This is a genomic window from Defluviicoccus vanus (assembly GCF_014672695.1).
Lineage (GTDB): Bacteria > Pseudomonadota > Alphaproteobacteria > Rhodospirillales > Defluviicoccaceae > Defluviicoccus > Defluviicoccus vanus.
In genome coordinates this window covers 3885430-3909820 of record NZ_CP053923.1, presented here as the reverse complement: position 1 = coordinate 3909820, position 24391 = coordinate 3885430, and the positions used below count along the sequence as shown (strand labels likewise).

Genomic DNA, 24391 nt, shown 5'->3' with positions numbered 1-24391 from the left:
ACAGCGGCGTCATCTTGGCTCGATGCCGCCGGTTGGGTTGTCTTCAAACGCTCCACCAGGGCACTGCTGATGATCGATCCGCCGCCGTAAACACTGGGGTTTGCCGGCGGTGGATGCGGATCAGGCCCCCGGCTGCGGCTCGGCGCCGAGACCGCCGTGGGTGTGGGCCTCCGGACCGGTGCGCTTGCCCGATGGTGGCATGGAGGACCGCGTCCCTGGTCCCCGGCTCGGCTCATTGGGCGACTCCGGACGATAGATGCTGCCACCCTTCAACAGCGTATCCACCTCGTCGCCGGACAGCGTTTCATACTCAAGCAGCGCCGTCGCCAGTCGATCCAGGTCGTCGCGGTGGTCGGAGAGGATGTTGCGCGCCCGCAGTTCACCCTCATCGATAAGCCGGCGTACTTCCTCGTCGATCAGGCGCGCCGTCGCATCGGAGACGTGCTTCTGCTGGGTGACCGAATGCCCGAGGAAGATTTCCTCCTGGTTATCGGAATAGCGCAGTGGCCCCAGCCTGTCACTGAAGCCGAACTCGGTCACCATACGGCGAGCCATCTCCGTCGCCTGACGGATGTCGTTGCCGGCACCGGTGGTGACGTTCTCCATACCGAAGACGATTTCCTCGGCCACCCGGCCCCCAAACAGCACCGTCAGTTTCGATTCCAGTTCCACTTTGGAGTAGCTATAGCGATCGCGCTCCGGCAGGCTCATCGTCAGCCCCAGGGCGCGGCCGCGCGGAATGATCGTCACCTTGTGCAGAGGATCGTGGCTGGGGACGTTGAGGCCAACCAGGGCATGCCCCGCCTCGTGATAGGCGGTCAACCGCTTCTCTTCCTCGGTCATCACCATCGAGCGCCGCTCGACGCCCATCAATACCTTGTCCTTCGCCGACTCGAAATCTTGCATCGCCACCAGACGCTTGTTGGCGCGTGCCGCCAGCAGTGCCGCTTCATTGACCAGGTTGGCAAGATCGGCACCAGAGAACCCGGGCGTGCCACGAGCGATCACGCGTGCATCCACGTCAGGGCTCACCTGGATCTTGCGCATGTGGACCTTCAGGATCTGCTCGCGGCCGAGGATATCCGGATTGGGCACCACCACCTGGCGATCGAAACGGCCCGGCCGCAGCAGCGCCGGGTCAAGGACGTCCGGGCGGTTGGTGGCGGCGATGAGGATCACACCTTCGTTGGATTCGAAGCCGTCCATCTCAACGAGGAGTTGGTTCAGCGTCTGCTCGCGTTCGTCGTTGCCGCCGCCGAGGCCGGCGCCGCGATGGCGGCCGACAGCGTCGATTTCATCGATGAAGATGAGGCACGGCGCGCTCTTCTTGCCCTGTTCGAACATGTCGCGCACGCGCGACGCGCCGACGCCGACAAACATCTCGACAAAATCGGAGCCGGAGATGGTGAAGAAGGGCACGTTGGCTTCGCCGGCGATCGCCCGTGCCAGCAGTGTCTTGCCGGTGCCCGGCGGCCCGATGAGCAGGCAGCCCTTGGGGATGCGACCGCCCAGCCGCTGAAACTTCTGCGGATCCTTGAGGAACTCAACGATCTCTTCCAGTTCCTGCTTCGCCTCGTCGATCCCGGCCACATCGGTGAAGGTCACCCGCCCGGTCTTCTCGGTCAGCAGCCGTGCTCGCGACTTACCGAAGCCCATGGCCTTGCCGCCGCCGGCCTGCATCTGGCGCATGAAGAAGATCCAGACGCCGATCAGTAGCAGCATCGGAAACCATGAGATCAGCACGCTCCAGATCGTTGGCGCGCCATCGTCTTCCGGCTGTGCGGTGATGCGGACGCCCGCCTTCTGCAGCCGCGCGATCAGACTGTCGTCGGCAGGGGCGTAGGTCGTGACCGTTCGACCGTCGCGCAGCACGCCGTTGATGGTATGACCCTTCAGCGTGACGTCGCGTACCTCGCCACTATCCACCTCGGCGATGAAATCGGAATAGGTGACCGACTGCAGCGCGCCACGCGGTGCCGAATTCTGAAACAGGTTAAACAGGGCGAACACCAGGAGCGCGATGATGATCCAAAGCGCCAAGTTGCGGCTAATGTTCACAATTTCTTCCCAAGCATGCCGGATGACGCGTCAAGCGACGGAAGGAGAGCCGGCCCCAAAACAGGGATATGCACTCCCATTGCCTATCAGAGATAATACAGTGAATCGATTACACAATGATAGAGTTGGCATCGTCGAGGCAGCGGCGTGGCAAAAACGCGGCGTTCACATGAACGTCAGTATCTTGCCCCCTCGTCTATAGCCCAAATGAGGAACTTGGGCAAGGCCGTGGGTGTCGACGAGTGCTGGCAGCGTCGGCCAGACCACTTTCGGCACCGCCGATGGGTTGGGCACCACCCGCTCGTCGACAGGTATAGCTGCCAGCGCCTGCAGCTGCAGTGATGCCGGCAGGGCTGTCGCCGTGGCCACGATCCTGATCGCAAACCGTCCATCCCAGTGCACCACGCCCGCAGTCGACATCAGTTGCGGCGACACCAGCTGCGGCAGTGGCAGATTGCGCCGTTCGCGACAGACGAGAAGGCTGTGCGCGCGGCACTGCAGGCGGCAGCGTCCGAGCGTGGCCACCATCCCCGGTGCCGCCACGAGGCAACGCTGGCGAAGACGATGAACAGCCGCCTCGTCCGGCTCCCAGCAGCCTCCGCCGACCGCCATGATCAGCCGTCCCAGCACCCGGACGGCGAGGAACGTGGGCGCGTCGCCGAGGCACGACAGATCCATCTCGGCGTAGCCGGCCGCGTGACAGGTGACGCCCGACGCCAGCCAAGCCACTGTCGCTGCGTCCGTCATCGCTCGCGCGTGCTGCATCGTCGCATGGATCCGGCTGATTTCGCCGCTATCCAGGCCGTTCGCGGCCAGCGACGGCAACGCTCGGCGGACACGAACGCGGGCAAAGGTGCTCGATCGATTGGTCGCATCCTCGACCCACGGCTGCCCCCTCGCCGACAGATACTGTCGTAAGCTTCCCGGCTGGATCCCGAGCAACGGTCGCAGAATCCGGCAATGCGGGGTGACGACCACCGGCTGCATCGCTGCCAGGCCGAAGACGCCACTGCCTCCCAGCAGGCGCAGCAGCATCGTCTCGGTCTGGTCGGCGGCATGATGCGCCAGCAGCAAGTGAAGGACGCACGCCTCCCGACACGCCGCCACCAGCAAGCGGTAGCGTGCCTGCCGCGCTGCCTCCTGGATACCGGTGGCCGGCTTCGTCTCAGACCAGACCAGAATACGATGCTCGATGCCGTGCGTACGAAGCCAGCAGCCAACCTGGGCCGCTTCAGCCGTGGAGTCCGCCCGCAGGCGATGATCGACGGTGAGGGCGGTAACCCTGCCGCCGCGGGTCAATGCCCATGCGTGAACGAGCAGGCATAGCGCGAGACTATCGGCACCACCAGACACCGCCACAGCCAGATGCGGCGCCGGCTCGAACGGTTCCAGCGCCGCCATTGCGGCCTCGAAGACGGCGGCTACCCCCCCGGACAGCCGTCGCCGCCGGACATCGCCACCAACTAGGAACAGCCGATGCGCTGACTTTCCTGCGCTGCCTTATCCTTGATCTGTGCCGTTGCGTTCGGGAAGGAGCGACTGAGCTCGCGGAAGCTGGCGCAGGCCTCTTTCTTCTTGTCGAGCTTGCCGAGCGCCATCCCCAACTTCAGGAGGGTATCGGGCGCCTTGGGACCGGTCTTGTTCTTTTCATAGGCGTCGAGAAAGGTTTCGGCGGCGCGGGGATAATCGCTGCGGGCGTAGTAGCTCTCGCCCAGCCAGTAGCGCGCGTTATCTGCCAGTGAATCGTTGGGGTTACGCTGCAGGAAATCGCTGAACGCCGCCGTCGCTTCGGCATAGCTCGCCTTCTGCATCAATGAGAAGGCGTAGGCATACTGCTCCTTGCTAGAGCCAGCCGGCAGTGTGGAACGTGCCGCTGCCGCAGAGGCATCTGGCGCCGGTGCTGGCGCCGGTGCTGGCGTCGTCGTAGGCGTCGTTGGCGTTGGCGCTGGCGTTGGCGTTGGCGTTGGCGGTGGTGGCGAAGCCGGTGCCGGCGCCGATCGCCCGGCATCCGGTTCAGCGCCGGTGCGCGACAGCACGGTCGGCCCAGCCGCGGCACCGCCGTGGCGGCGGCGCTGCCGCCACTTCCGCGCCCGGACGCCGCCCTCAGTTCGTTCAGCTGCACATCCAGGTCGGAGGCCAGCCGCTCAACGCGATCGTTGAGTTGCCGCACCTGATAGCCGAGATTTTCCACCCGGCCGGTGACGCCGCGCAGGTCCTGCTCAAGCTGCGTCATTCGCGCATCCATCCGCGCCACGGCCGCGCCCGGTCCCACAGCACCAGAGTGATCATCTCCCGAAAACCCGGGTGAGGTCGACTGCGCCAGGGCCGTCCCGGCCATCAGACTCGCCACGACGACAGCGACGCCCCGCCATCCGCGCATCCCCGTTCCTTCCCTAGACGATTGCTTCATCGCTCATCTCTCGGCCCGTGGCGGCTTCAACCCTGAAGCCCGGATTTAGCTGGAGGGCGACCCGCCGGACACCACGGTCACCGCGCGCCGGTTTTTCGCCTGTGCCGCGTCACTGTCACCAAAGGCGATCGGCCGCTCCTTGCCGTAGGAAACCACCCGAATACGGGTTGGAGAAACCCCATAGGCCACCAGGTAATCCTTCACCGACGTTGCCCGACGTTCGCCCAGTGCCAGATTGTACTCACGGGTGCCGCGTTCGTCAGTGTGACCTTCGACCACGACCGAGACGCCGGTGTTACGCAACAAGATCGCCGCCTGCTGGTCCAAGGTTGCCTGGGCGCTGCTGTCGAGGGCGTAGCTGTCGAAGCCGAAGTAGACCGTGTCACCGACACCAACCAGTTCCTGCGCCACCTGCGCTGGACCGCGCCCGCCGCCGATCCCCTGCTGCTGAACACCGCCGACGCCGGCGCCACTCCCCATCGAACTGCCGTACCGGCTGACACCACCGTCGGCGCCGGTACCGGTGGAACCACTGCCAACCGACGACGACGTTGTGGTCGTGGGCTGCGGCGTATCCGGGGTGCTCTCACAGCCGACCAGAAGCAGGATGACCGCAACCGCTGCCAACACAGGCCTTAGCATGTCTCTTGTCCCTTCTCGATCGAAACGCCCTTACGGCTGTAGCGGCGACCATGCAGGGTCGGACGCATCGCCTGGCGTCGGAATCTCACGTTCGTTGCGTCCCATGACATCGACGGAATAGATCCGCGACCGGCCGCCGCCACCGCCGGCATCGGTCGGCTCCTTGCGGAAGAAGGCCAGCACCCGGCCGTTGGGCGCCCACGTCGGCTCTTCCACATCGTAGCCGTCGGCGACGATACGCTCGCCGCTGCCGTCGGGAGTCATCACCCCGATCGCAAACCGTCCGCCGGCGATCTTGGTGAACGCAATGGCATCGCCACGCGGCGACCAGACGGGTGTGCCATACTTGCCTTGGCCGAAGCTGATTCGCCGTGCCTCACCACCCTCCGCATCCATCACGTAAAGCTGCTGCGAGCCGCCACGGTCGGAGTTGAAGACAATTTGTCGACCGTCGGGCGAATAGGAGGGTGAAGTATCGATCGCCGAGCTGGTGGTCAGCCGTCGCGTCGCCTTGGTCCTGAGATCGATGGTGTAGATGTCGGTATTCCCGTCTGTCGCCATACTGAAGATCAGTTTCTGACTATCGGGCGAAAACCGTGGCGAAAAGGTCATGCCGGGGAAACTGCCAACAGCTTCGCTGCGGCCGTTCTCCAGCGAACGGATGAAGACTCGGGGCAAGCCGTCGCTGAAGGCGATGTACGCCAGTTCCTGCAGCGTCGGCGAGAAGCGCGGCGTCAGCACCAGATCCGTGCCGTCAGTCAGATAGCGATGGTTGTATCCGTCCTGATCCATGATCGCCAGTCGCTTGACCCGCCGCGTCTGCGGACCACTCTCGGCAATGTAGGCGATCCGCGTATCGAAATAGCCTTCCTCGCCGGTCAGGCGTTTGAAGATCGCATCGGCGATGATGTGTGCGATACGCCGCCAGTTGCCGGGAGCGGTAAAATAGGCAAGTCCGGCTTGCTGCTGCTCCGAGACCACGTCCCACAGGCGGAACTCGACCTTGAGGCGGCCATCGTCGGCCACGGTAACCCGACCATGCACCAGCGCCAGCGCGTTCAACACTCGCCAGTCAGCGAACTTGGGCGGCGTGTCCATCGATAAATTCGTCTGCAGGAACGCATTGGCATCAATGGGACGGAACAGTCCCGAGCGTTCCAGATCCGCGGAGATCACCTTCGCGATATCGCCGCCAATGCGGCCGGTATCGCCGCCGCCGCCGTCAAAGGGCACGATGGCAATCGCCACCGGCTCGACGACGCCGCGGGTGATATCGATACGTAACTCGCTTCTCGCCGGCGGCGCGAAGGCCAAGGCCGCAATCATCACAATGACAGCAACCAGAATGGACTGCGACCGAAAGCAAAACCGGATCATGTTCGGAACATCTCCGCCGGGTTAAACACCAGAGTGAGCGTCCGCCAACGCTCATATTTTTCCGGCGGCAATTTGAACGGTTGGCAGCGTGGGTTCAATACGGCGCGTTTGGCGCTCTCCGCTGTCGCCCGGTAGGAGGGATCGCTGTCCATGCGCGCCGCGTTTTCGATCACCGCACTGCGCGGCCTGCCGTCGATGCCCATCTCCACCCGGATCGACACCACCATGTCGGCGGTGCCCTTCAGCCCGGCCGGCACGTTCCAGCATTGTTCGATCTGGCGGCGGACCCCTTCGATCTCGCTCGCCGTCACCGGGCCTGCTTGTGCCGACGCCGCTTGGCTTGCCGCGCTGGCAGCCGTCGGGGCGCCTCCCGAACGCAGAGCCTTGTTCACCTGATCGGCGAGTGATTCGCCGTCGCGGCCGTCCGCAGCCGCCACCTGCTTCGGCTTCGCGGCGGCGCGACTGTCTCCGACCGCGGTGGACTGCTTCATCCCCTTGACCGCCTTTGTCACCGAGGCGAAGTCGTCGTCCGCGTCGTCGGCCGGTTTCGCCGCTTTCGCCGCTGGCTTCGTTGCCGCGGCCACCTGCTTCGAGCTTGCCTCAGGCTTGGCGACGTCCGCTTTATCCGCTTTCTCCGGTTTGGTGGATTTTTCCACCTTCTCGACCTTCTTCTCCGGCTCGATTTTCTTCACCGGCTCGGGTTTCTTCTCCGGTTCCGGTTTCTTCACCGGCTCGGGCTTCTTCTCCGGGGCCGGCTTTGGCGGCTCCGGTTTTGGCGGTTGGCTTTTCGGTTTCGGCGTCACCGTCTTCACCGGTTCCGCACGCTTGTCCTCTGCCGGCTTCGCTTCCTCCGGCTTCTTCTCCACCGGCTTTGGTTCAACCTTCTTTGGCTCGACCTTTTTGGCTCTGGTGGTGTGTTGTCCGCCACCTTGACCGGCTCGGCTGGCGGTGCGGGTTTCGGCTTGGGCTCGGCCTTCACCGGTTCCGGTTTCGGCGCTTTCGCTGCCGGTTTCGGCCGATCTGCCTTTGAGGCGGCCGGCTTTGGCGCCGCGGCCGCGGGGGCCTCGGCCTTGATTGGCGGTGCCGGTGGCGCGGCAGCGCTTTCCGGCGTAGCATCGGCCGGCGGTTCAGCTTTCGTCGCTGATGCGGCTGGCGATTTCCCGCCCGGTGTCTTCCCAGCCGGTGCGCCGAACGCTTCCAGTTCCACCGTCAGTGGCTCATCGAGCACGATCGGCGTGTCATGCCAGTTTGGCAACACCACGAACAGCAACGCGATGACCAGCAGATGCAGCGCGACGGAATAGTAAAGCGGGCGGCGCATCGTCGTCAGGGAGCGGCACGGGACGCCGTTGTCCGCGGCCGTTTGCCATCCGACTTCGGCGGTTCGGTCAACAGCGCTACCTTGCGATATCCTGCCTCGTAGACAGCCCCCAGCACGCCCATCACCTGACCGTACTGGATTGCCTGATCACCGCGGACAAAGATGCGGGCATCCTTGTTGTTCTGGGTGATCGCAGCAAGCTTGGTTGGCAGCGTCGAGAGGTCGACTTCCTTGTCCTGAATGAAGATACGGCCGGTGCGGTCGACACTGATCGCCAGCGGTTCATCCTGCTCATCGAGCGTCGCCGCCCGGGTCTGCGGCAGATCGACGTTGACGCCGGTGGAGAGCAAGGGCGCAGTGATCATGAAGATCACCAGCAGCACCAGCATCACGTCCACCATCGGCGTAACGTTGATGTCACACATGGGGCGCGACGGCGTCCGGGTGAAGCGCTTGCCGGCCGCCGACGATTTGCGCGAGGTCAGGGCGACGCCCATGGCTACCGCCGGTCCTCCAGCTGCCGCGACAAGATGGCCATGAACTCGCCAGCGAAGCCATTGATCCGCCCGGCGTAGCGATCGAGATCGCGCGACAGCTTGTTGTAGGCAAGCACCGCCGGAATCGCCGCCAGAAGGCCGAGCGCGGTGGCGAACAACGCCTCGGCGATGCCGGGTGCCACCACCGCGAGGCTGGTGTTCTTGGTGGCGCCGATGGCGCTGAAGCTGTTCATGATGCCCCAGACAGTGCCGAACAGGCCGACGAATGGTGCAGTCGAACCGGTGGAGGCGAGGAAAGTCATGTAACGCTCCACCCGATCCAGCTCACGATTCGCGGTCAGCTGCATCACCCGCTCCACCCGATCGGCCAGATCGGTAGCCGTCGCCGCCCCGTCGCCGTGCTTGGCGGCAAAGCGGCGCCACTCGCGCATGGCGGCAACGAACACCGCCGACAGGGGATCGGGCGGCTGGGTATGGATGCGGTCGTAGAGATCCTCCACCGCGCCACCGGACCAGAACGACGCCTCGAAGCGGTCGGCCAGACCGTTCAGCCGGCGGAGATTGAACAGCTTTTCGAAGATAATGGTCCAACACCACACCGATGCCGCAAGCAGCATCAGCATCACCGACTTGACGATCCAGTCGGCGTTCATGAACAGATCCCACGGGTGGAGCCCGTGGCTGACCGCCGGTCCAGCAACGGCCACTGCGCTGACGATATTGCTATCCATTCCCATAAGATCCAGGGCTGTTCTGCACCAATTGGCAGAAGACGGCATGTAACGGCAGTGGCATCCGGGTTGCCCGGCCATCGGCCGTAATACATGCGAGTTTGAGGGTTATCCGCACCAGGTCAATACCATTGCAGGAAATCTGCTGCTCCATTCGCATTGAGGCGCCCCGCATCTCCGTAACCCGCGTGCGCACTTGCAAAAGATCGTCCAGACGCGCCGGTTGGCGGAAATCCACGCTCAACGAGCGAACAACGAAAGCAATCCCGTGATCGCGCAGCAAACGGGTGTGGTCAAAATCGAAGTCGCGCAGCATGTCGGTTCGCGCCCGCTCAGCGAACTTCAGATAGTTGGTATGGTAGACGAGTCCAGTGGAATCCGTGTCCTCGTAGTAAATTCGCACCGTCTGCGCGTGAACGTAGCCGGACGTAAGGTGCTCACTCGTCATCGCCGTTCGCCACCAGGAAGTCGTATTGCGCCATGGCTGACGCCGGTGGCGGCAGCCCTAAGTGAGTGTAGGCACTCGTCGTCAGCATCCGGCCGCGCGGCGTGCGCATGATCAGGCCCTGCTGCAGCAGGAAGGGCTCGATCACATCTTCGAGCGTATCCCGCTGTTCCGCCAACGCCGCCGCCAGCGTGTCGATTCCAGCGGGGCCGCCGGCATAGAAATCGGCAAGGCAGCGCAGGTAACGCCGATCCATGGCGTCAAGGCCGCGTTCGTCCACCTGCAGGCGCTGCAGCGCCGCATCGGCCTCCGCTGCATTCACCGGCCCGCTGCCGTTGACGGCGGCGAAATCACGCACCCGGCGCAGCAACCGGACGGCAATGCGCGGTGTCCCGCGCGAGCGCCGGGCGATTTCGAAGGCACCATCGCGGCCGAGGGCAAAGTCGAGGATCCCGGCGGCGCGGCTGACGATGGTCTCCAGTTCGTCCGCAGCGTAGAACTGCAGGCGCAGCGGAATGCCGAAGCGTTCGCGCAGCGGCGTCGTCAACAGCCCGGAACGGGTGGTGGCGCCGACGAGGGTGAACGGCGCCAGATCGATGCGGATCGACCGCGCCGCTGGCCCCTCGCCGATCATCAGGTCGAGCTTGCCGTCCTCCATCGCCGGATAGAGGATTTCCTCCACCGTCGGCGACAGGCGATGAATTTCGTCAATGAAGAGCACGTCGCGCGCATCAAGATTGGTCAGGATCGCCGCCAGATCGCCCGGACGGGCGATCACCGGTCCGGAGGTGGCGCGAAAGCCAACCCCCAGTTCGCGGGCAACGATCTGCGCCAGTGTCGTCTTGCCGAGGCCGGGCGGGCCGTGCAGGAGCACGTGATCAAGGGCCTCACGCCGGTTGGCGGCGGCGGTGATGAACACGCGGAGATTGTCGCGCATCTCCCGCTGGCCGATGAACTCGTCGAGGGCCAGCGGTCTGAGCGTTGCCTCAGCGGCATCGTGGGGAGCGCGTTCGCCTTCCACCAGGCGGTCCGGCGGCACCTCGCTCATGCCGGCTGCTCCTTCGGTGCCAACTCGCCAAGCCCGCCACGCACGAGCGCTTCAACGAGTGGCATCAGCGCCCAATCGCCCGGCGACGCGAGCAACGGCGGCATACGCATCCGCCGGCCGGAAGCCAAGATTGATCAGTGCCGAGACCGCGTCCTGGCTGGCGCCACCGGCGACCATGGCTGCCGGCGGCGGCACCGCACCGCCACCACCGCTGCCAAGGCGGCCGATCCGATCGGCCAGTTCGGCGACAATGCGCTGCGCCAGCTTCGGGCCGACGCCCGGCGCCCGCAACAACCGGCCGCGATCACCGGCGGCGATCGCCGTCACCAGGTCATCCGCCGGCACGGCACCGAGAATGGCCAGTGCCGCCTTCGGACCGACGCCCTGGACCGTTTGCAGGAGGCGGAATAGGCTCCGTTCGGCCACATCGGCGAAGCCGAAGAGCTGGATCGCATCCTCACGCACCACGGTTTCGATCAACAGCATCGCCGTCTCACCGACGCTGAGACGGCCCAGCGTCCGCCCCGAACAGGTAGCAAGATAGCCAACGCCACCAACGTCGATCAGCACCGTGCCGTCGTCGACGCTGTCGATCACCCCTGTCAGCTTGCCGATCACTGCGCCGCCTCCACGGCGAGTGCGGTGCGGATGCGGTTGGCGGTCTGCCGATGGTGGGCATGACAGATGGCGACGGCGAGCGCGTCGGCAGCGTCGGCGGTGCGNACGAGTGCGCCCGGCAGCAGCCGGCGCACCATCATCTGCACTTGCTCCTTCGCCGCGTGGCCGGAGCCGACCACCGTCTTCTTCACCAGATTGGGCAGGTATTCCGCCACCGGCAGGCCGACGCGGGCGGGAATCAGCAACGCGATGCCGCGCGCCTGACCGAGCCGCAGCGTGGAGACAGCATTGCGGTTGACGAAGGTCTCCTCCACCGCCGCTTCGGCCGGCCGATGCGCGGCGATCACCGCCTCCAGTCCCTCGGCCAGTTGCACCAGCCGCTGCGGCAGTGCTAGCTTGGCGTCACTGGTAATCACCCCGTCGGCGATGTGGCTGAGCCGGTTGCCGTCCATCTCGATCACCCCCCAACCGGTCGCCCCCAGTCCCGGGTCAATGCCGATCAGCCGCATCGGCAGCAGCCGTCCCGTCCGCACGCAGCGCCCACAATCGGCAGGCCAGCCACCGCCCCGCGATCAACGACTGAGACGCTCCATGATCTCATCGGGCACCTCGAAATTGGCCGCCACCCGCTGCACGTCGTCGCTATCTTCGAGCGCATCGAGCAACTTGAACAGGGTGATCGCATCGTCTTCGGCGATCGGCACCACGGTACGCGGCCGCCAGTCGAGGCGCGATGCGTCGGCCGGCCCGAAGCGTTGCTCCAGGCCATCGCGGACAGTGCTCAGGTCGTCCGGGACGGCGTAAATGTCGTGGCCGTCGTCGCCCGACTGCACATCGTCGGCGCCGGCATCGAGCGCCGCCTCCAGCATGTCGTCGGCGGAGGCGACAGCCGGCGGATAATGGACGAAGCCGACCCGCTCGAACATGAAGCTGACGCTGCCGCTTTCGCCCAATGTCCCGCCGTGCCTGCCGAAGGCCGCGCGCACCTCGCTCGCGGTGCGATTGCGATTATCCGTCAGCGCCTCGACGATGAGGGCGACGCCACCGGGCCCATACCCCTCATAGCGGATTTCCTCGTACTGCTCGATCCCCTCGCCGCCGGCACCGCGCTTGATCGCCCGCTCCATCGTGTCCTTCGACATATTGGCGGCACGGGCGGCAATCACCGCGGCGCGCAGGCGCGGGTTGGCATTGGGGTCGGCCAGACCGGTGCGTGCGGCGACGGTGAGTTCGCGAATGATCTTGGTGAACGCCTTGGCACGCTTCGCATCCTGCGCGCCCTTCCGGTACATGATGTTCTTGAACTGCGAATGACCCGCCATGCTTCACCAGTACGCCCGATAGTCAAAATACCGCATTGCTCTTGCGTGCTTATACCACATCTAGGAGGCGCCCGCAGCCCCATCGTCCGGCGACGCGTTACGGCCAAGCCGCCGCCGCGNNCATTCCGCCGATCCGCACCGGGGCGACGCGCAAGGCCAACCCGCTCTGATCATCCGTTTCCACATAGACGCCGCAGAGTGTCGCCGGTCCATCCGCCGGTTCCAGCCGGCCGCCTGGCAGCTTGGTGACGAAGCGGCTCACCGCGCCTTCGATGCGCATGCCGATGACCGAGTTATAGTCACCGCACATCCCAAGATCAGTGATATAGGCGGTGCCAGCGGCAAGGATGCGCGCATCGGCCGTCGGCACATGGCTGTGGGTGCCCGCTACCAGTGAGACCCGGCCGTCGAAGGTATGACCGATCGCCATCTTCTCGCTCGTCGCCTCGGCATGGACATCGAGAACGATGCTATCCACGGTCAGGCCGAGCCGATGATTGTCAAGCGCCTGTTCGGCTGCCACGAAGGGATCATCGAGCGGATCCATGAACAGCCGCCCCATCACCTGCATCACCAGCACTCTGCGGCCGTTCTCGGCGGTGAAGATATTGGCGCCGGCACCGGGAGTCCCTTGCGGGTAATTGAGCGGGCGGAGCAGACGGGGGTCGGTATCAATGTAGGTGAGAGTTTCACGCCGATCCCAGGCGTGATTGCCGGTGGTGACCACGTCCACGCCGGCGCGATAGAATGACTGGCAGATCTCTTCGGTGATGCCGAAGCCGTGGGCGGCATTTTCGCCGTTGACGATGACGAAGTCGAGGCCCAGCCGGCGGCGCAGATCGGGGATGCAGTCACAGACGACCTGTCGGCCGGCGCGACCGACGACGTCGCCGCAATACAGCAGCTTCACGCCCGCACCTGCGTCAGCCCTGCCTCGGTCAGCACCCAATCCACTGGTTCATCGCCGGCATCACGCGGCAGCCGGTCCACGTGCTGCACCGCGTAGCCGACGCCGACTGCCGTAATAGAACGACGGGCGCGCAACGCCGCGAGGGCGCGATCGTAGTAGCCACCGCCCTGGCCGAGCCGATAGCCCTCGTCATCCACGGCCAGCACCGGCNNCACGAACAGCACCTCCGGCTCGACCACCGGCGCGTTGGATGGCGGATGCACGGTGCCCCGATCGCCATCCTGCAGCGAATCACCCGGTTGCCAGCGACGAAACGCCAGCCTGCCGTCAGCGACGATAACCGGCAGGCTGCATACCGCACCACGCTCGGTCAATCGCGCCATCAGCGGCCGGATATCGATCTCGGTGGCGATAGGGCAATAGCCGGCAACAATCGTTCCGCTGCCGACGCCGATCTCCTTGATGCCAGCGAGCGCGTGCCGCAGCACCGTCAGCACCGCCTCCGGCCCTTCCTTCTGATCGGCGACGAGACGCAATTTGCGCATCCGCCGACGCAATTCGCCCTTCTCGGTAGCGTTGGTTATCGACCAGCCCAGCGACACGCATCACCCCGCGACAAATGTGTTGTCAGCGGCGGGACGGCGCCGCAATGACCGTTGGCTTGGTAATCCTCTCAGGCCTGCATGTGCAGGTGGGGGCCGTTTTGCGGACCCAGGGGTCCGCAAGGGACAGCTCCCTCAAGGACTTTATTGGCCAGAGGGATATTAGCCTGACGCGTCCCGCAGCCGCCGCCCCACTCCTATCTAAGTAGATTTGAGCCGACCGGCAACCGCTTCGATCCGCCGGGCGATCACTTCCAGGTCGGCAGCGGTCTCGTCCGGCATCGCGGCGAGCGCGGCCACACTAACGCCAGCCCGTGACTCAACGTCACCGTTCGCCTGTGGCCTGACGGTGGACCGGGCTTCGGCCACCTCATCTTCCAGCAGCAGGCACGCGAGAAGCAGCAGACGTGCCTCGCCGGCCTGTCCCAACGTCGCCACCAGTTCGCGCAGCCTGCGGTCGATGGACGCGCCCAGATGGCGGAGATGTTCCTCTTCGCCGTCGCCGCAGGTCACGTCATAGCGGCGACCATTCACGCTCAACGTCACCATCCCCATGCTCAGGCTCCGCTTTCGTCGTCCGATGGGTCATCGTCCACCGCCTGTTCGCTCAACACGCGCTTCAGGCGCGCGATGGTCTCGTCGAGGCGATGGCTCACCGTCACGTGCAGCGCCTGCAATGCCGCCAATTCGGCTTTGGTCTGCGCCAGCTCATCAGCGGCCAGGCGATGCGCGCGCTCAAACTGCTCGAGCACCTGTTCGAGGTCGTTCACTGCCGCATCAAGACGGGCAATGGACGCCGGTTGTGGTGACGAAAGATCGAAATCGGACGCCATGGCACACCCTGAGTGGCCCCGCCGGGCACTTGGTCGCGTCCGAGGAAATGACGACGGACGGACGGAATCGCAGCGGGAAAAAGCGATTGACGGGTGGGCGTAATCCGACGATTGTGCGGCCGAGTCAACAGGGACGCTTGCCTTGAGCCGGCATTCTGCTGGTTCATGAGACCAAAATGCGGGTCGGCTCACCCAATTTCTTCACAGTGTCTATTTGCAGAGCGTCTGCTTGCATACGTTCCAAGGAGGTTTAAGAAATGGCGGTACGGATAGGAATCAACGGTTTCGGGCGTATCGGGCGGCTGGTCCTCCGCGCCGCGATGGAGGACGGTCGCACTGACGTCGAGTTCGTTGCCATTAACGATCTCGGTAACGTCGCAACCAACGCGCATCTGCTTAAGTATGACTCGGTCCACGGCACGTTCCCGGGCGAGATCACCTCGGACGACAAGTCCATTTCCGTCAACGGCAAGAAGGTCACCGCGCTGGCAATCAGCGATCCGACCAAGCTGCCGTGGAAGGATCTCGGCGTTGATATGGTCTTCGAATGCACCGGCCGCTTCTCCGACAAGGACAAGGCCGTTGTGCACGTGGGCGCCGGCGCGCCGAAGGTGCTGGTCTCCGCCCCGTCGAAGGGTGCTGACAAGACCATCGTCTATGGCGTCAATCACGGCACGCTGACCAAAGAAGACCAGATCGTCTCCAACGCGTCGTGCACCACCAACTGCCTCGCCCCGCCGGTCTGGATCCTCGACAAGGCCATCGGTGTCGAGCGTGGCTACATGACCACGATCCATTCCTACACCGGCGACCAGCGGATCGTTGACACCCTGCATTCGGACCTGCGCCGCGCCCGCGCTGCAGCGCTGTCGATGATCCCGACCACCACCGGCGCCGCCCGTGCGGTCGGCCTCGTGCTGCCGCACCTGAAGGGCAAGCTCGACGGTTCCTCCATCCGCGTGCCGACACCGAACGTCTCGGTCGTCGACCTCGTCTTCATCTCCAAGAAGTCGACCACTGCGGAAGAAGTGAACAGCCTGATCGCGGAAGCTGCCGCTGGCGAGCTGAAGGGTATCCTCGGCTTCAACACCGAGCCGCTGGTGTCGATCGACTTCAACCACGACAAGCGCAGCTCCATCTTCGACGGCTCGCAAACGCAAGTCATCGACGGCAACATGGTGCGCATCCTCACCTGGTATGACAACGAATGGGGCTTCTCCAATCGGATGTCCGATACCGCGGTGGCGTGGTCGAAGGTCTAGTCTGACCGCTTTTGCCGAGATAAAGGGGCGGGGTCCGGTCGCCGGGCCCCGCCCTTTGCTTTTCACCACGGCCCCGCATGCCAAGGTCTCGCGTGCCGTGGCCTCGCCTGGCTGGGCACTGTCTCTATACGCATGCCGGCGCCTCGCCTGACCTTCATCGTCCACGGGATTGCTCAGGCGCGGCTGGCGCTGGCCACCGCGGCGACGCTTGGACTGCCGGTATGCCTGCGTAGCGCCGAAGGGGCCGGACTGGCGTTGGGTGCACCCTGGTTCGCAGCAATGATCGCCGCCGCCACGACCGCCGCTCCCGCCGTCGATACGATCGCCGTCCTGGACTGTGGCCCCTACGCGGGCGCCGCCCTGGCAGCCTTTCGCCACCAGATCAGCTTCGTCCGCGTCGACGTGGCCGCGGCGGTACGAGACAAACTGGCCGCCATCGCCGCGGAGTGCGGCGCCCGTCTCATCGACGATGCAGAGTGTGATCCGGTTATCGACCTGGATCAGGTGGCAGATCCGCTCCGCCGATGCCAACTCCTTCTCGACAAGCCCTAAAACCCCTGCCGCACTGGTGACGACGCCTGCGTTGCTATCGCGTAACGGTTCGTGTATGTGATTCTGGGCTTTTTTCGTCCAAACGGGGAGACTGAGGTAATGAGAGTCACACAACGTGTCCATAAAATCCTGGACAACTACAATAGTGATAATCCGGGAACCAAGGCCAATCTAGCCCGCATGCTGTGCACCGGCCGTCTTGGCGGAACCGGCAAGTTGGTTATTCTGCCGGTCGACCAGGGGTTCGAGCATGGCCCGGTCCGCAGCTTCGCCCCTAATCCGGCCGGCTACGATCCGGTCTATCACGCGCAGCTCGCCGTCGATGCCGGCCTCAACGCCTACGCCTCGGCACTGGGGATGATCGAAGCGGTCGCCGATCAGTATGCGGCGCAGATTCCGCTTATCTTGAAGATGAACAGCTCGAACACCCTTTACCGCAGCAGCGAAGCGCCGACCCAGGCGATCACTGCTTCAGTCGACGATGCCGTGCGTCTCGGCTGCGCCGCCATCGGCTATACCATCTATCCCGGCTCCGACGAGGCGTTCAACATGCTGAACGACCTGCGCGAGCTCATTCGCGAGGCAAAGTCGAAGGGGCTGGCCGCCATCGTCTGGTCGTATCCGCGCGGCGGTGCCTTGTCGAAGGAGGGCGAACTCGCCGTCGACATCGACGCCTACGCTGCGCACATCGCCGCACTGATGGGCGCCCACATCATCAAGGTGAAGCTGCCCACCGACTTCATCGAGCAGGATGAGGCGAAAAAGGTCTACCAGAAGGAAAACATCAACATCGCTACTCAGGCCGACCGCGTCCGCCACATCGTCCAGGCGGTGTTCAACGGCAAGCGCTTGGTCATCTTCTCCGGCGGCGCGATGAAGGGTGCCGACTCGGTATACCAGGATGCCCAGGACATCTACGACGGCGGCGGCAACGGCCAGATCATCGGTCGTAACACCTTCCAGCGGCCGCGAGAGCAGGCGTTGGAGATGCTCGACCGCATCATCGGCATCTTTCTTGGCAAGGTCCGCCACGGCGCTGTCGCCCAGGCAGCCGAGTGACCTCCTCAACCGCCTGTCGTCTTTACCTGATCACGTCGCCGCAGCTCGACGCGGCGGCGTTTTCACCGCTGCTGGCCGCCGCGCTTGACGCAGGCGACGTCGCCGCCGTCCAGTTGCGGCTCAAGGATGCCGATGATGAGACCATCCGCCGCGCCGCCGCGGCGCTGCTGCCGATCGTTCACGCCCGCGACGTTGCTTTTATCCTCAACGATCGTCCCGACCTCGCCGCCGAAATGGGTTGCGATGGCGTCCATATCGGCCAGGACGATGCCAGCTACGCCGAGGCGCGCCGCCGCGTCGGCGCCGATGCCATCGTCGGCGTGACCTGCCACGACTCCCGCCATCTGGCGATGGAAGCGGCCGAGTCTGGTGCCGACTATGTTGCCTTCGGTGCCTTCTTCTNNTTCACCACCACCACCAAGGAAGCACGCTTCCATGCCACCACTGATCTTCTCCTCTGGTGGAGCGAGATCATGACGGTGCCGTGCGTTGCCATCGGCGGCATCACCGTCGAAAACTGCGTACCCCTGATCGCCGCCGGTGCCGATTTTCTCGCCGTCGCCCAGGGCGTCTGGGCGCATCCGGATGGCCCGGCCGCCGCCGTGCAGGCCTTCAACCAGGCGATCGCGACGACCGGTGCCAATACTTAACCGGTGCCAATACTTAAGCGTATGCGCGGCCAGACAGCCAAGCCATATATCAACAACGACCAACAATAAATTCGGGAGGCATGTCATGAAGTCGCCAGTCCTCGGATGGTTGCTGCTGGTGGCGGTGATGCTTGTCGGGCCGGCGAGCCCGGCCACCGCTGGCCAACCCAACTGGCCCGATACCTTGACCATCGCCACCGCTTCGCCCGGTGGCACCTATCACGCCTACGGCCTCGGGCTGGCGAAGATTCTGAGTGACGCCCTCAAGCTCCCGGTCGGCGAGCGGGTGACCGAAGGGCCGAGCCAGAACATTCAGCTGCTGGAAAGCGGTGAGGTGCAGATCGCCTTTGTGACCGTGGGTGCGGCGCTGCAGGGATGGAACGGGACCGGCGACTGGACGAACGGCAAGGAATTTCGTCAAATGCGGGCGGCATTCCCCATGTACGCCACACCGTTCCAGTTCATCGTCCGGCTCTCCTCTGACCTGCAGTCAATCCGCCAGTTACAGGGCAAGCGGATCGGCATCGGCCCCAAGGGCGGCACTGCCGGCACTTATGTGCCAAAACTGATGACCACGTTGAATGTGGCGGCCGACTTTGCCTACGGCAGTTGGGATGAAATGGCGGCGCAATTGGAAGACGGCGCCATCGACGCCATGGTAGCCGCTGTCGGTGCCCCCTTCCCCGCCATTGCCGGTCTGGAGAAGACGAAGGCGATCCGCTTCATTCCGCTCGCCGCGGAAGACATCGTCGCCGTCCGCCTGGCGCTTCCGGAATTGACCGCGGTGAACATCGCGCCAGGAACCTATCCTTCTCTGATGCAAGCCTATCCAACCGTCGGCCTCTACAACTTTGCCGTCGTCAGCGAAAACCTGCCAACGGACATGGTCTACAAGATCGTGCAGGCCGTCTTCGACCACCACGAAGAACTGATTGTCGCCCACCCCGCTGCCGTCGCGACGATTCCGGATAATTTCGTCTACAACACCTTTCTGCCCTACCATCCGGGCGCCAGCCGCTATTATGCCAGCCAGATGGTGCCAGGCAGCGTCCAGCGCGACTGATTGCCGGATCGCTGCACCCTCCGCTCCCTCCTGCAGGCATACCCCGCACGAAGGAGCCACATAGGACTCCACGATCGGCGTCTGCACGTCTGGCGCGCGTAATAGCGTACGCGCTCTTGTCTGCTGCGCCCGCTTCCGGCATTCTCCGCCGCTCCCGAACGACGAGGCTGATGATGACTTCCAATCGCGTCTATTNNCTGTACGATTCTACGCTGCGCGACGGCGCGCAGACGCAAGGTGTGGACTTCTCGGTCGCCGACAAGTCGGCGATTGCCCGCGAATTGGATGGCCTCGGCATTGATTACATTGAAGGCGGCTGGCCGNGGGCCAATCCCACCGACACCGCCTTTTTCGCCGCGCCGCCGAAGCTGCATCGCTCGCGTCTATCCGCCTTCGGCATGACAAGGCGCGCCGGGCGCAGCGCTGAAAACGACCCTGGCCTCAATGCCCTGCTCAATTCCGGCGTCAGCAGCGTCTGCATGGTTGGCAAGTCGTGGGACTATCAGGTCAAGGAGGCGCTCGGCGTCGACCTCGACGAAAACGTCACCATGATCAGCGACAGCATTCGCCACGCCCGGACCCGCACCGAGGAAGTAATGTTCGATGCCGAGCATTTCTTCGACGGCTTCAAGGCCAACCCCACCTACGCGCTGCGCTGCGTCCGCGCCGCCTACGAGGCCGGCGCCCGCTGGATCGTCCTCTGTGATACCAACGGCGGCACCCTGCCGCACGAGATCGAGGAGATCGTCGCCCAGGTGGTGGAACAGGTGCCGGGAGATCACCTCGGCATCCACTGCCATAATGATACCGGCAATGCCATTGCCAACAGTCTGCTCGCCGTTCGTGCCGGCGTTCGCCAGGTGCAGGGCACGCTGAACGGCCTTGGCGAGCGTTGCGGCAATGCCGACCTCACCTCGATCATCCCGTCGCTGGCGCTGAAGATGGGCTTCGATACCGGGCTGACGCCGACCGATCTTACCCGGCTCACCCATGTCAGCCGCGTTCTCGATGAACGCCTCAACCGGCCACCGGTGCGCAACGCGCCCTACGTCGGCGAGTCGGCGTTTGCCCACAAGGGCGGGCTGCACGTCTCCGCGGTGGAGAAGGATCCGCGCTGCTACGAGCATGTGGTTCCCGAATTGATCGGCAACCACCGGCGGATCGTCGTCTCCGACCAGGCAGGCCGCGCCAACATCCTCGCCCGCTTCCGCGATATTGGCTTCAACATCGATGCCGACGATCCGAAGGTCAACAAACTGCTGGAGATGGTCAAGGCCCGCGAGTACGACGGCTATGCCTACGACGGCGCCGAAGCCAGCTTCGAACTCCTCGCCCGTGAAGCCTTCGAAGGCGTGCCGGACTACTTTCGTTGTCTCAGCTTCCGCGTCATCGACGAACAGCGGTGGAACGCCAGAGGGGAACTGGTGACGCTCTCCGAAGCGACGGTGAAGATCGAGGTGGATGGCGAGCAGTACATGACCGTCGAGGAAGGCAACGGCCCAGTCAACGCCCTTGATGCCGCCTTGCGCAAGGTATTGACCCCGCACTATCCGGAGCTGACCCACGTCCGGCTGATCGACTATAAGGTTCGCATTCTGACGCCGGGCGACGGGACCGGCGCAGTCACCCGGGTGATGATCGAGAGTGCCGACGACCGCGGCGACCACTGGTCCACCGTCGGCGTCTCCACCAACATCATTGACGCATCCTACCGGGCGCTTTCGGACAGCATCATCTTCAAGCTGTTCCGCGAAGGCGCGCAAGTCCCCGCCTGACTCAGATGGCGGGAACCGACCGGAGCCGCGCCGGCGCCCTCGGCGCCGGTCCCGCCGTCATTTTGGTGGAGCCGCAGCTGGGCGAAAACATCGGCATGGCGGCGCGCGCCATGCTCAACGGTGGGCTTTGCGACCTACGGCTGGTGCGGCCGCGCGAACCGTGGCCGAACGACAAGGCGATCGCCGCCGCCTCCGGCGCCGATCAGGTGCTCAACGCGGCACGGCTGTTTCCAACCCCGGAGGCGGCGATCGCCGATCTCACCCTGGTGCTTGCCGCCACCGCGCGCGAACGCGACATGACCAAGCGGGTGGTGACGCCGCGGCAGGCGGCGACGGATCTGCGCGCCCACCTGGGCGGCAGCGCCAGCGCCGGTATCCTGTTCGGCCGGGAAGCGCGTGGCCTCGACAACGACGAAATCGCCCNNCTGGCCGATGCCATCCTCGCCGTCCCACTCAATCCGGCCTTCTGCTCGCTCAATCTGGCGATGGCAGTGCTGCTGATGAGCTACGAATGGTTCACCGCCACCGACGCGACGCCGGCCGACCAAGTGGTGATGCCGCCGGAAACGCGCCCCGCCGAAAAGGCGGAGCTGCTGGGGCTGTTCGAGCATTTGGAGACCGAGCTGGACGTCTGCGGCTTCCTCCGCAATCAGCAGCAGCGGCCGACGATGGTGCGCAATCTGCGTAACGCCCTCGGCCGCGCCCGGCTCACCGAGCAGGAGGTGCGCACCTTTCGCGGCATCATCACCTGCCTCGTCTCCGGCCGGCCGCGCCGGCCACCACAGGCGTCATAGCAACCGGGGGACGACGCGCTACAAAGCGGGCGCTACAAAACGGGCGCTACAACCGCTCGGACAGCCAGATGGCGGTCCGCGTGCTCGCCTTGATCACGTTGGTGAGCAGCCGGCCGGCCGGCGCGTCGGCGGCACCATGGGCGAGCGCGGTATCCCGGTGCTCCAGTTCGTCCTCGCGGTACTGCTCACAAAGCTCCCGGATTTCCGGCTCGTCATCGCCGAGCGCTTCCACCTGCTTGGCATAATGCTCGTCGATCACCTCTTCGACGGCTACGGTGCACGCCATCGCCGCGCGCGGGCCGAGCAGCGCCGTTGCCGCGCCGAGGGCAAAGCCGGCGGTGCGCCACAAGGGATGCAGCAGCGTCGGCCGCACGCGGCGCGCCGGCAGCAGCTGTTCAAAGCCGGCCAGGTGCTCACGCTCCTTCTCCGCCATCTCGCGGATGGCCTCGGCCTCGGGCCGGCGACCCAGGACCGCGAGCTGACCCTCATAGATGCGCACGGCACCGAATTCACCGGCATGATCGACGCGCAGGATGCGTTCGATCAGCTTGCCGCGCGGCATATCACCCGGCATCCGGGCAGGCTTGCTATCATATGCGGTCATGTTGAACTCCCGGAGGACAGGCGCCGGCTCTGCAGGAGGCAGCCGACGGCAAGGACAAGCGAGGCAATGGTATTCCAGCCGGCGAGCGACAGGCCGAGGAATCGAACATCCACCTGATCACAGGGTTTCTGCGGGGTGAAGATCTGCGCCTGAAACTGCTCCATCGTCATTTGACCGACGGGAGTGCCGGCGCAACCCGTCGCCGCCGCCCACCAGTGCGCCTCGACGCCCACGTGGTAGAAGGCGATCGCCGCACCGACTAGGAAGACCACCCCCGCCATCGCCACCAGGCGCCGCCGCACCGTCGTGGTCAACGGCAGCAGCACGCCCAACGCGGACAGCCCGGCAACCACCGCATAAGGCACGCGCTGGTAAAGGCAGAGGATGCAGGGCACCAGCCCGAAGGCGAACTGCCCGACGAGCGCCATGCCGATGGCGCCCAGGCCAACGACCAGCAGCGCCGCAAGCGTCATGCGCACGGGATCAACAGTGATTGGCTGCGGGCGACGCTGCACGGTATCCATGGCGGCAGATATAGCGCCCGCGGTGGGGGTGGCTATATGCGAGTAGGTGAGCATTGGCAGTGTGAGGCGCGAGCCTCGCACACAGGTTCCGGCGAAAGCCAGAACTTGTGAGCACTTAAGAGCCTGTCCCAAGATAGGAGCGCAGTAAATCTCGCCATTCATCGGTCTCGACGTAGGACAGGATTGAACGGTTCACCTGCTTGCGGATCGGAGACCCTAGCGGGAACGCAAATACATAGTCAACGCGCGTGAACGGCGCACCTACGATGGCAAGGCGCCCGGGAAAGGCGCTTGCTACCGCATATCGCAATACCGGTTCGGGACCAACGAAGGCATCGATTTCCCCGCGGTCAAGCGCTGCGAGAGCCTCGCTAAATCCCGCGTATCCTTGCGCAGGAACGCCAAATTTGTTGCGCAGGATAGTCTGCGCTGGCGAGTCCTGGATCGCTCCGACCTTCACGTGCACCAGATCGGCGGGCCCTCGCACACGCCCGGTAAGGCTTGTCACGGTGAGAGAGGACGTCACTTGTGCCGTGAACAGCGCGATCAAAATGATGGCAACGAACATCCAGACAATGCCGACTAGGCGTCCGGCCCGTGTCAGCGGCGCTTTGTCACCGTAGCCCACGGTCGTCAAGGTCACGGCCGCCCACCATAGACCGTCAGCGATTCCCCGCAGTGGCTGTGGGCTGAAGTGGTTCGGATTGGTGCGGCGTTCGGCCAACCAGACAAGAACGGCGGCGACGAGAAGAAGGCCGAGCAGGACGCTGGAGATCCTGACGGTAGCGCCGGAAAAAACGTCGCCGAGCGGTTCTAACCAGTCGCTCCCGGTTGCCCTCACCGGCACGGCGATAGCAAGGCCGCTCCAGTAATAAGGGTGACTGAAATCTATCAGCATTTCGCGCTCGGCACTGGCGGTGGCGGTGACGGTGGCGAGCAGCTCTCCTCGCTGAAGACCGGCAATCAGATCGGGGATCGCCATTTCGCGGAACTCGAATCGCAGTCCCAGATCGGATGCGACATACCGCCAAAGTTCGACAGCGATGCCCGTCCAGTGGCCCTCAGTATCCTTCATGGCAAACGGCGGCGCCGGCACGAGGCCGACGAGCTGCACCGCCTCGCTGTCCGGGGGTTCAGTGGCCCAGCTGCCCGCTGTCGTTGCCAGAACGCAGATGGCGACGCAAAAGCCACTGAGCACGCGAAAAACTTGTCCGAATCGAACAAAAAGCAGCCTGGACATGCACTCTCTCCGTTCCGTCGGCGCCTTTTCTGACGCAACCGTGTGCATCATCTG

At 64.6% G+C, this 24391-nt stretch carries 28 protein-coding genes, 1 other RNA gene and 1 pseudogene; 9 read left to right on the top strand and 21 right to left on the bottom strand.

What is annotated here, in order from left to right:
- Window positions 1–120: 120 nt before the first annotated feature.
- From ftsH to ybgF, 3 genes are all read right to left on the bottom strand, one after another.
- Window positions 121–2058: an ATP-dependent zinc metalloprotease FtsH gene (gene ftsH, locus HQ394_RS17875; protein WP_190261326.1), complete on the bottom strand. Its 1938-nt coding sequence runs from the start codon at window positions 2056–2058 to the stop codon at window positions 121–123.
- 165 nt (window positions 2059–2223) lie between these two features.
- A complete protein-coding gene (gene tilS, locus HQ394_RS17870) occupies window positions 2224–3459 on the bottom strand; it encodes a tRNA lysidine(34) synthetase TilS (protein ID WP_190261325.1) in 1236 nt (411 codons plus the stop codon).
- Window positions 3460–3521: 62 nt separating this feature from the next.
- Complete coding sequence (gene ybgF, locus HQ394_RS20255; RefSeq protein WP_223291695.1) at window positions 3522–4094, bottom strand: tol-pal system protein YbgF; 573 nt, start codon at window positions 4092–4094, stop codon at window positions 3522–3524.
- On the opposite strand from ybgF, the gene HQ394_RS17860 reads away from it, so the two are divergent.
- Window positions 3998–4366 carry a hypothetical protein gene (locus tag HQ394_RS17860; RefSeq protein ID WP_223292146.1) on the top strand — a complete coding sequence of 123 codons (369 nt, stop codon included), beginning with the start codon at window positions 3998–4000 and terminating at the stop codon, window positions 4364–4366. The genes ybgF and HQ394_RS17860 overlap by 97 nt on opposite strands.
- A 147-nt stretch (window positions 4367–4513) precedes the next feature.
- Here HQ394_RS17860 and pal read toward each other — a convergent pair whose 3' ends face one another.
- Genes pal through HQ394_RS17845 form a run of 3 tightly spaced genes read right to left on the bottom strand, consistent with a single transcriptional unit; the run spans window position 4514 to window position 7353 of the window.
- Window positions 4514–5110, bottom strand: a complete 597-nt coding sequence (gene pal, locus HQ394_RS17855; RefSeq protein ID WP_190261322.1) for a peptidoglycan-associated lipoprotein Pal — start codon at window positions 5108–5110, stop codon at window positions 4514–4516.
- A 30-nt stretch (window positions 5111–5140) separates the two neighbouring features.
- Window positions 5141–6487: a Tol-Pal system beta propeller repeat protein TolB gene (gene tolB, locus HQ394_RS17850; RefSeq protein ID WP_190261321.1), complete on the bottom strand. Its 1347-nt coding sequence runs from the start codon at window positions 6485–6487 to the stop codon at window positions 5141–5143.
- Window positions 6484–7353, bottom strand: coding sequence for a TonB C-terminal domain-containing protein (locus HQ394_RS17845; protein WP_223291694.1), 870 nt, complete (start codon window positions 7351–7353; stop codon window positions 6484–6486). Before HQ394_RS17845 ends, tolB begins: the two co-directional genes overlap by 4 nt.
- A gap of 51 nt (window positions 7354–7404) precedes the next feature.
- Here HQ394_RS17845 and HQ394_RS17835 point away from each other — a divergent pair, with 51 nt between their 5' ends.
- Window positions 7405–7791, top strand: a complete 387-nt coding sequence (locus HQ394_RS17835; protein WP_190261318.1) for a hypothetical protein — start codon at window positions 7405–7407, stop codon at window positions 7789–7791.
- A 22-nt stretch (window positions 7792–7813) separates the two neighbouring features.
- Here the strand turns inward: HQ394_RS17835 and tolR are convergent, their stop codons facing one another.
- From tolR to HQ394_RS17775, 12 genes and pseudogenes are all read right to left on the bottom strand, one after another.
- Window positions 7814–8305 carry a protein TolR gene (gene tolR / locus HQ394_RS17830; protein ID WP_190261317.1) on the bottom strand — a complete coding sequence of 164 codons (492 nt, stop codon included), beginning with the start codon at window positions 8303–8305 and terminating at the stop codon, window positions 7814–7816.
- A 2-nt stretch (window positions 8306–8307) separates the two neighbouring features.
- Window positions 8308–9036: a protein TolQ gene (tolQ, locus tag HQ394_RS17825; RefSeq protein ID WP_190263393.1), complete on the bottom strand. Its 729-nt coding sequence runs from the start codon at window positions 9034–9036 to the stop codon at window positions 8308–8310.
- Window positions 9029–9484, bottom strand: coding sequence for a tol-pal system-associated acyl-CoA thioesterase (gene ybgC, locus HQ394_RS17820; protein WP_190261316.1), 456 nt, complete (start codon window positions 9482–9484; stop codon window positions 9029–9031). The genes tolQ and ybgC overlap by 8 nt, the downstream gene beginning before the upstream one ends.
- Window positions 9474–10529, bottom strand: coding sequence for a Holliday junction branch migration DNA helicase RuvB (gene ruvB, locus HQ394_RS17815; protein WP_190261315.1), 1056 nt, complete (start codon window positions 10527–10529; stop codon window positions 9474–9476). Before ruvB ends, ybgC begins: the two co-directional genes overlap by 11 nt.
- Window positions 10530–10580: 51 nt before the next feature.
- A complete protein-coding gene (gene ruvA / locus HQ394_RS17810) occupies window positions 10581–11147 on the bottom strand; it encodes a Holliday junction branch migration protein RuvA (RefSeq protein ID WP_317628963.1) in 567 nt (188 codons plus the stop codon).
- Window positions 11148–11656: pseudogene (gene ruvC / locus HQ394_RS17805) on the bottom strand (crossover junction endodeoxyribonuclease RuvC); the annotation flags it as partial.
- Window positions 11657–11719: 63 nt separating this feature from the next.
- Entirely contained in the window at window positions 11720–12469 is a 750-nt protein-coding gene (locus HQ394_RS17800; protein ID WP_190261314.1) for a YebC/PmpR family DNA-binding transcriptional regulator, read from the bottom strand.
- A gap of 97 nt (window positions 12470–12566) precedes the next feature.
- Window positions 12567–13379 (bottom strand): TIGR00282 family metallophosphoesterase, encoded by an 813-nt coding sequence (locus HQ394_RS17795; protein WP_190261313.1) that lies wholly within the window; start codon window positions 13377–13379, stop codon window positions 12567–12569.
- Window positions 13376–13981 carry a 5-formyltetrahydrofolate cyclo-ligase gene (locus HQ394_RS17790; protein ID WP_223291693.1) on the bottom strand — a complete coding sequence of 202 codons (606 nt, stop codon included), beginning with the start codon at window positions 13979–13981 and terminating at the stop codon, window positions 13376–13378. The genes HQ394_RS17795 and HQ394_RS17790 overlap by 4 nt, the downstream gene beginning before the upstream one ends.
- A gap of 36 nt (window positions 13982–14017) precedes the next feature.
- Window positions 14018–14170, bottom strand: a non-coding RNA gene (gene ssrS, locus HQ394_RS17785) — 6S RNA.
- Between the two features lie 12 nt (window positions 14171–14182).
- Window positions 14183–14536 carry a cell division protein ZapA gene (locus HQ394_RS17780; RefSeq protein WP_190261311.1) on the bottom strand — a complete coding sequence of 118 codons (354 nt, stop codon included), beginning with the start codon at window positions 14534–14536 and terminating at the stop codon, window positions 14183–14185.
- A gap of 2 nt (window positions 14537–14538) precedes the next feature.
- Window positions 14539–14814, bottom strand: coding sequence for a hypothetical protein (locus tag HQ394_RS17775; protein ID WP_190261310.1), 276 nt, complete (start codon window positions 14812–14814; stop codon window positions 14539–14541).
- Between the two features lie 257 nt (window positions 14815–15071).
- On the opposite strand from HQ394_RS17775, the gene gap reads away from it, so the two are divergent.
- The 7 genes from gap to HQ394_RS17740 all read left to right on the top strand — a co-directional run bounded on the left by gap (window position 15072) and on the right by HQ394_RS17740 (window position 21969).
- Window positions 15072–16076 carry a type I glyceraldehyde-3-phosphate dehydrogenase gene (gene gap / locus HQ394_RS17770; protein ID WP_190261309.1) on the top strand — a complete coding sequence of 335 codons (1005 nt, stop codon included), beginning with the start codon at window positions 15072–15074 and terminating at the stop codon, window positions 16074–16076.
- Window positions 16077–16208: 132 nt separating this feature from the next.
- Entirely contained in the window at window positions 16209–16628 is a 420-nt protein-coding gene (locus tag HQ394_RS17765; protein ID WP_190261308.1) for a hypothetical protein, read from the top strand.
- A 99-nt stretch (window positions 16629–16727) separates the two neighbouring features.
- Window positions 16728–17687, top strand: coding sequence for a class I fructose-bisphosphate aldolase (locus tag HQ394_RS17760; RefSeq protein ID WP_190261307.1), 960 nt, complete (start codon window positions 16728–16730; stop codon window positions 17685–17687).
- Window positions 17684–18337, top strand: a complete 654-nt coding sequence (thiE, locus tag HQ394_RS17755) for a thiamine phosphate synthase (protein ID WP_190261306.1) — start codon at window positions 17684–17686, stop codon at window positions 18335–18337. Before HQ394_RS17760 ends, thiE begins: the two co-directional genes overlap by 4 nt.
- Window positions 18338–18422: 85 nt before the next feature.
- The gene (locus tag HQ394_RS17750; protein ID WP_190261305.1) at window positions 18423–19400 is read left to right on the top strand and encodes a TAXI family TRAP transporter solute-binding subunit; all 978 of its coding nucleotides are present in this window, start codon (window positions 18423–18425) and stop codon (window positions 19398–19400) included.
- A gap of 173 nt (window positions 19401–19573) precedes the next feature.
- Window positions 19574–21175 (top strand): citramalate synthase, encoded by a 1602-nt coding sequence (gene cimA / locus HQ394_RS17745; RefSeq protein WP_190263391.1) that lies wholly within the window; start codon window positions 19574–19576, stop codon window positions 21173–21175.
- Between the two features lie 5 nt (window positions 21176–21180).
- Entirely contained in the window at window positions 21181–21969 is a 789-nt protein-coding gene (locus HQ394_RS17740) for an RNA methyltransferase (protein WP_190261304.1), read from the top strand.
- 46 nt (window positions 21970–22015) lie between these two features.
- On the opposite strand, the gene HQ394_RS17735 is transcribed toward HQ394_RS17740, so the two are convergent.
- From HQ394_RS17735 to HQ394_RS17725, 3 genes are all read right to left on the bottom strand, one after another.
- Window positions 22016–22543 (bottom strand): demethoxyubiquinone hydroxylase family protein, encoded by a 528-nt coding sequence (locus tag HQ394_RS17735; RefSeq protein ID WP_223291692.1) that lies wholly within the window; start codon window positions 22541–22543, stop codon window positions 22016–22018.
- A gap of 26 nt (window positions 22544–22569) precedes the next feature.
- Window positions 22570–23046: a disulfide bond formation protein B gene (locus tag HQ394_RS17730; RefSeq protein WP_223291691.1), complete on the bottom strand. Its 477-nt coding sequence runs from the start codon at window positions 23044–23046 to the stop codon at window positions 22570–22572.
- Between the two features lie 166 nt (window positions 23047–23212).
- Window positions 23213–24388: a substrate-binding periplasmic protein gene (locus tag HQ394_RS17725; RefSeq protein ID WP_190261301.1), complete on the bottom strand. Its 1176-nt coding sequence runs from the start codon at window positions 24386–24388 to the stop codon at window positions 23213–23215.
- Window positions 24389–24391 lie beyond the last annotated feature (3 nt).

What these genes read in the sequence shown, in the direction of transcription:
- tilS (WP_190261325.1), bottom strand. Translation starts at nt 3,459, where the DNA reads ATGGCGGCGCTGGAACCGTTCGAGCCGGCGCCGCATCTGGCTGTGGCG.
- pal (WP_190261322.1), bottom strand. Translation starts at nt 5,110, where the DNA reads ATGCTAAGGCCTGTGTTGGCAGCGGTTGCGGTCATCCTGCTTCTGGTC.
- tolB (WP_190261321.1), bottom strand. Translation starts at nt 6,487, where the DNA reads ATGATCCGGTTTTGCTTTCGGTCGCAGTCCATTCTGGTTGCTGTCATT.
- tolR (WP_190261317.1), bottom strand. Translation starts at nt 8,305, where the DNA reads ATGGGCGTCGCCCTGACCTCGCGCAAATCGTCGGCGGCCGGCAAGCGC.
- tolQ (WP_190263393.1), bottom strand. Translation starts at nt 9,036, where the DNA reads ATGGATAGCAATATCGTCAGCGCAGTGGCCGTTGCTGGACCGGCGGTC.
- ybgC (WP_190261316.1), bottom strand. Translation starts at nt 9,484, where the DNA reads ATGACGAGTGAGCACCTTACGTCCGGCTACGTTCACGCGCAGACGGTG.
- ruvB (WP_190261315.1), bottom strand. Translation starts at nt 10,529, where the DNA reads ATGAGCGAGGTGCCGCCGGACCGCCTGGTGGAAGGCGAACGCGCTCCC.
- HQ394_RS17800 (WP_190261314.1), bottom strand. Translation starts at nt 12,469, where the DNA reads ATGGCGGGTCATTCGCAGTTCAAGAACATCATGTACCGGAAGGGCGCG.
- HQ394_RS17780 (WP_190261311.1), bottom strand. Translation starts at nt 14,536, where the DNA reads ATGGGGATGGTGACGTTGAGCGTGAATGGTCGCCGCTATGACGTGACC.
- HQ394_RS17775 (WP_190261310.1), bottom strand. Translation starts at nt 14,814, where the DNA reads ATGGCGTCCGATTTCGATCTTTCGTCACCACAACCGGCGTCCATTGCC.
- gap (WP_190261309.1), top strand. Translation starts at nt 15,072, where the DNA reads ATGGCGGTACGGATAGGAATCAACGGTTTCGGGCGTATCGGGCGGCTG.
- HQ394_RS17765 (WP_190261308.1), top strand. Translation starts at nt 16,209, where the DNA reads ATGCCGGCGCCTCGCCTGACCTTCATCGTCCACGGGATTGCTCAGGCG.
- HQ394_RS17760 (WP_190261307.1), top strand. Translation starts at nt 16,728, where the DNA reads ATGAGAGTCACACAACGTGTCCATAAAATCCTGGACAACTACAATAGT.
- HQ394_RS17750 (WP_190261305.1), top strand. Translation starts at nt 18,423, where the DNA reads ATGAAGTCGCCAGTCCTCGGATGGTTGCTGCTGGTGGCGGTGATGCTT.
- HQ394_RS17735 (WP_223291692.1), bottom strand. Translation starts at nt 22,543, where the DNA reads ATGCCGGGTGATATGCCGCGCGGCAAGCTGATCGAACGCATCCTGCGC.
- HQ394_RS17730 (WP_223291691.1), bottom strand. Translation starts at nt 23,046, where the DNA reads ATGACGCTTGCGGCGCTGCTGGTCGTTGGCCTGGGCGCCATCGGCATG.
- HQ394_RS17725 (WP_190261301.1), bottom strand. Translation starts at nt 24,388, where the DNA reads ATGATGCACACGGTTGCGTCAGAAAAGGCGCCGACGGAACGGAGAGAG.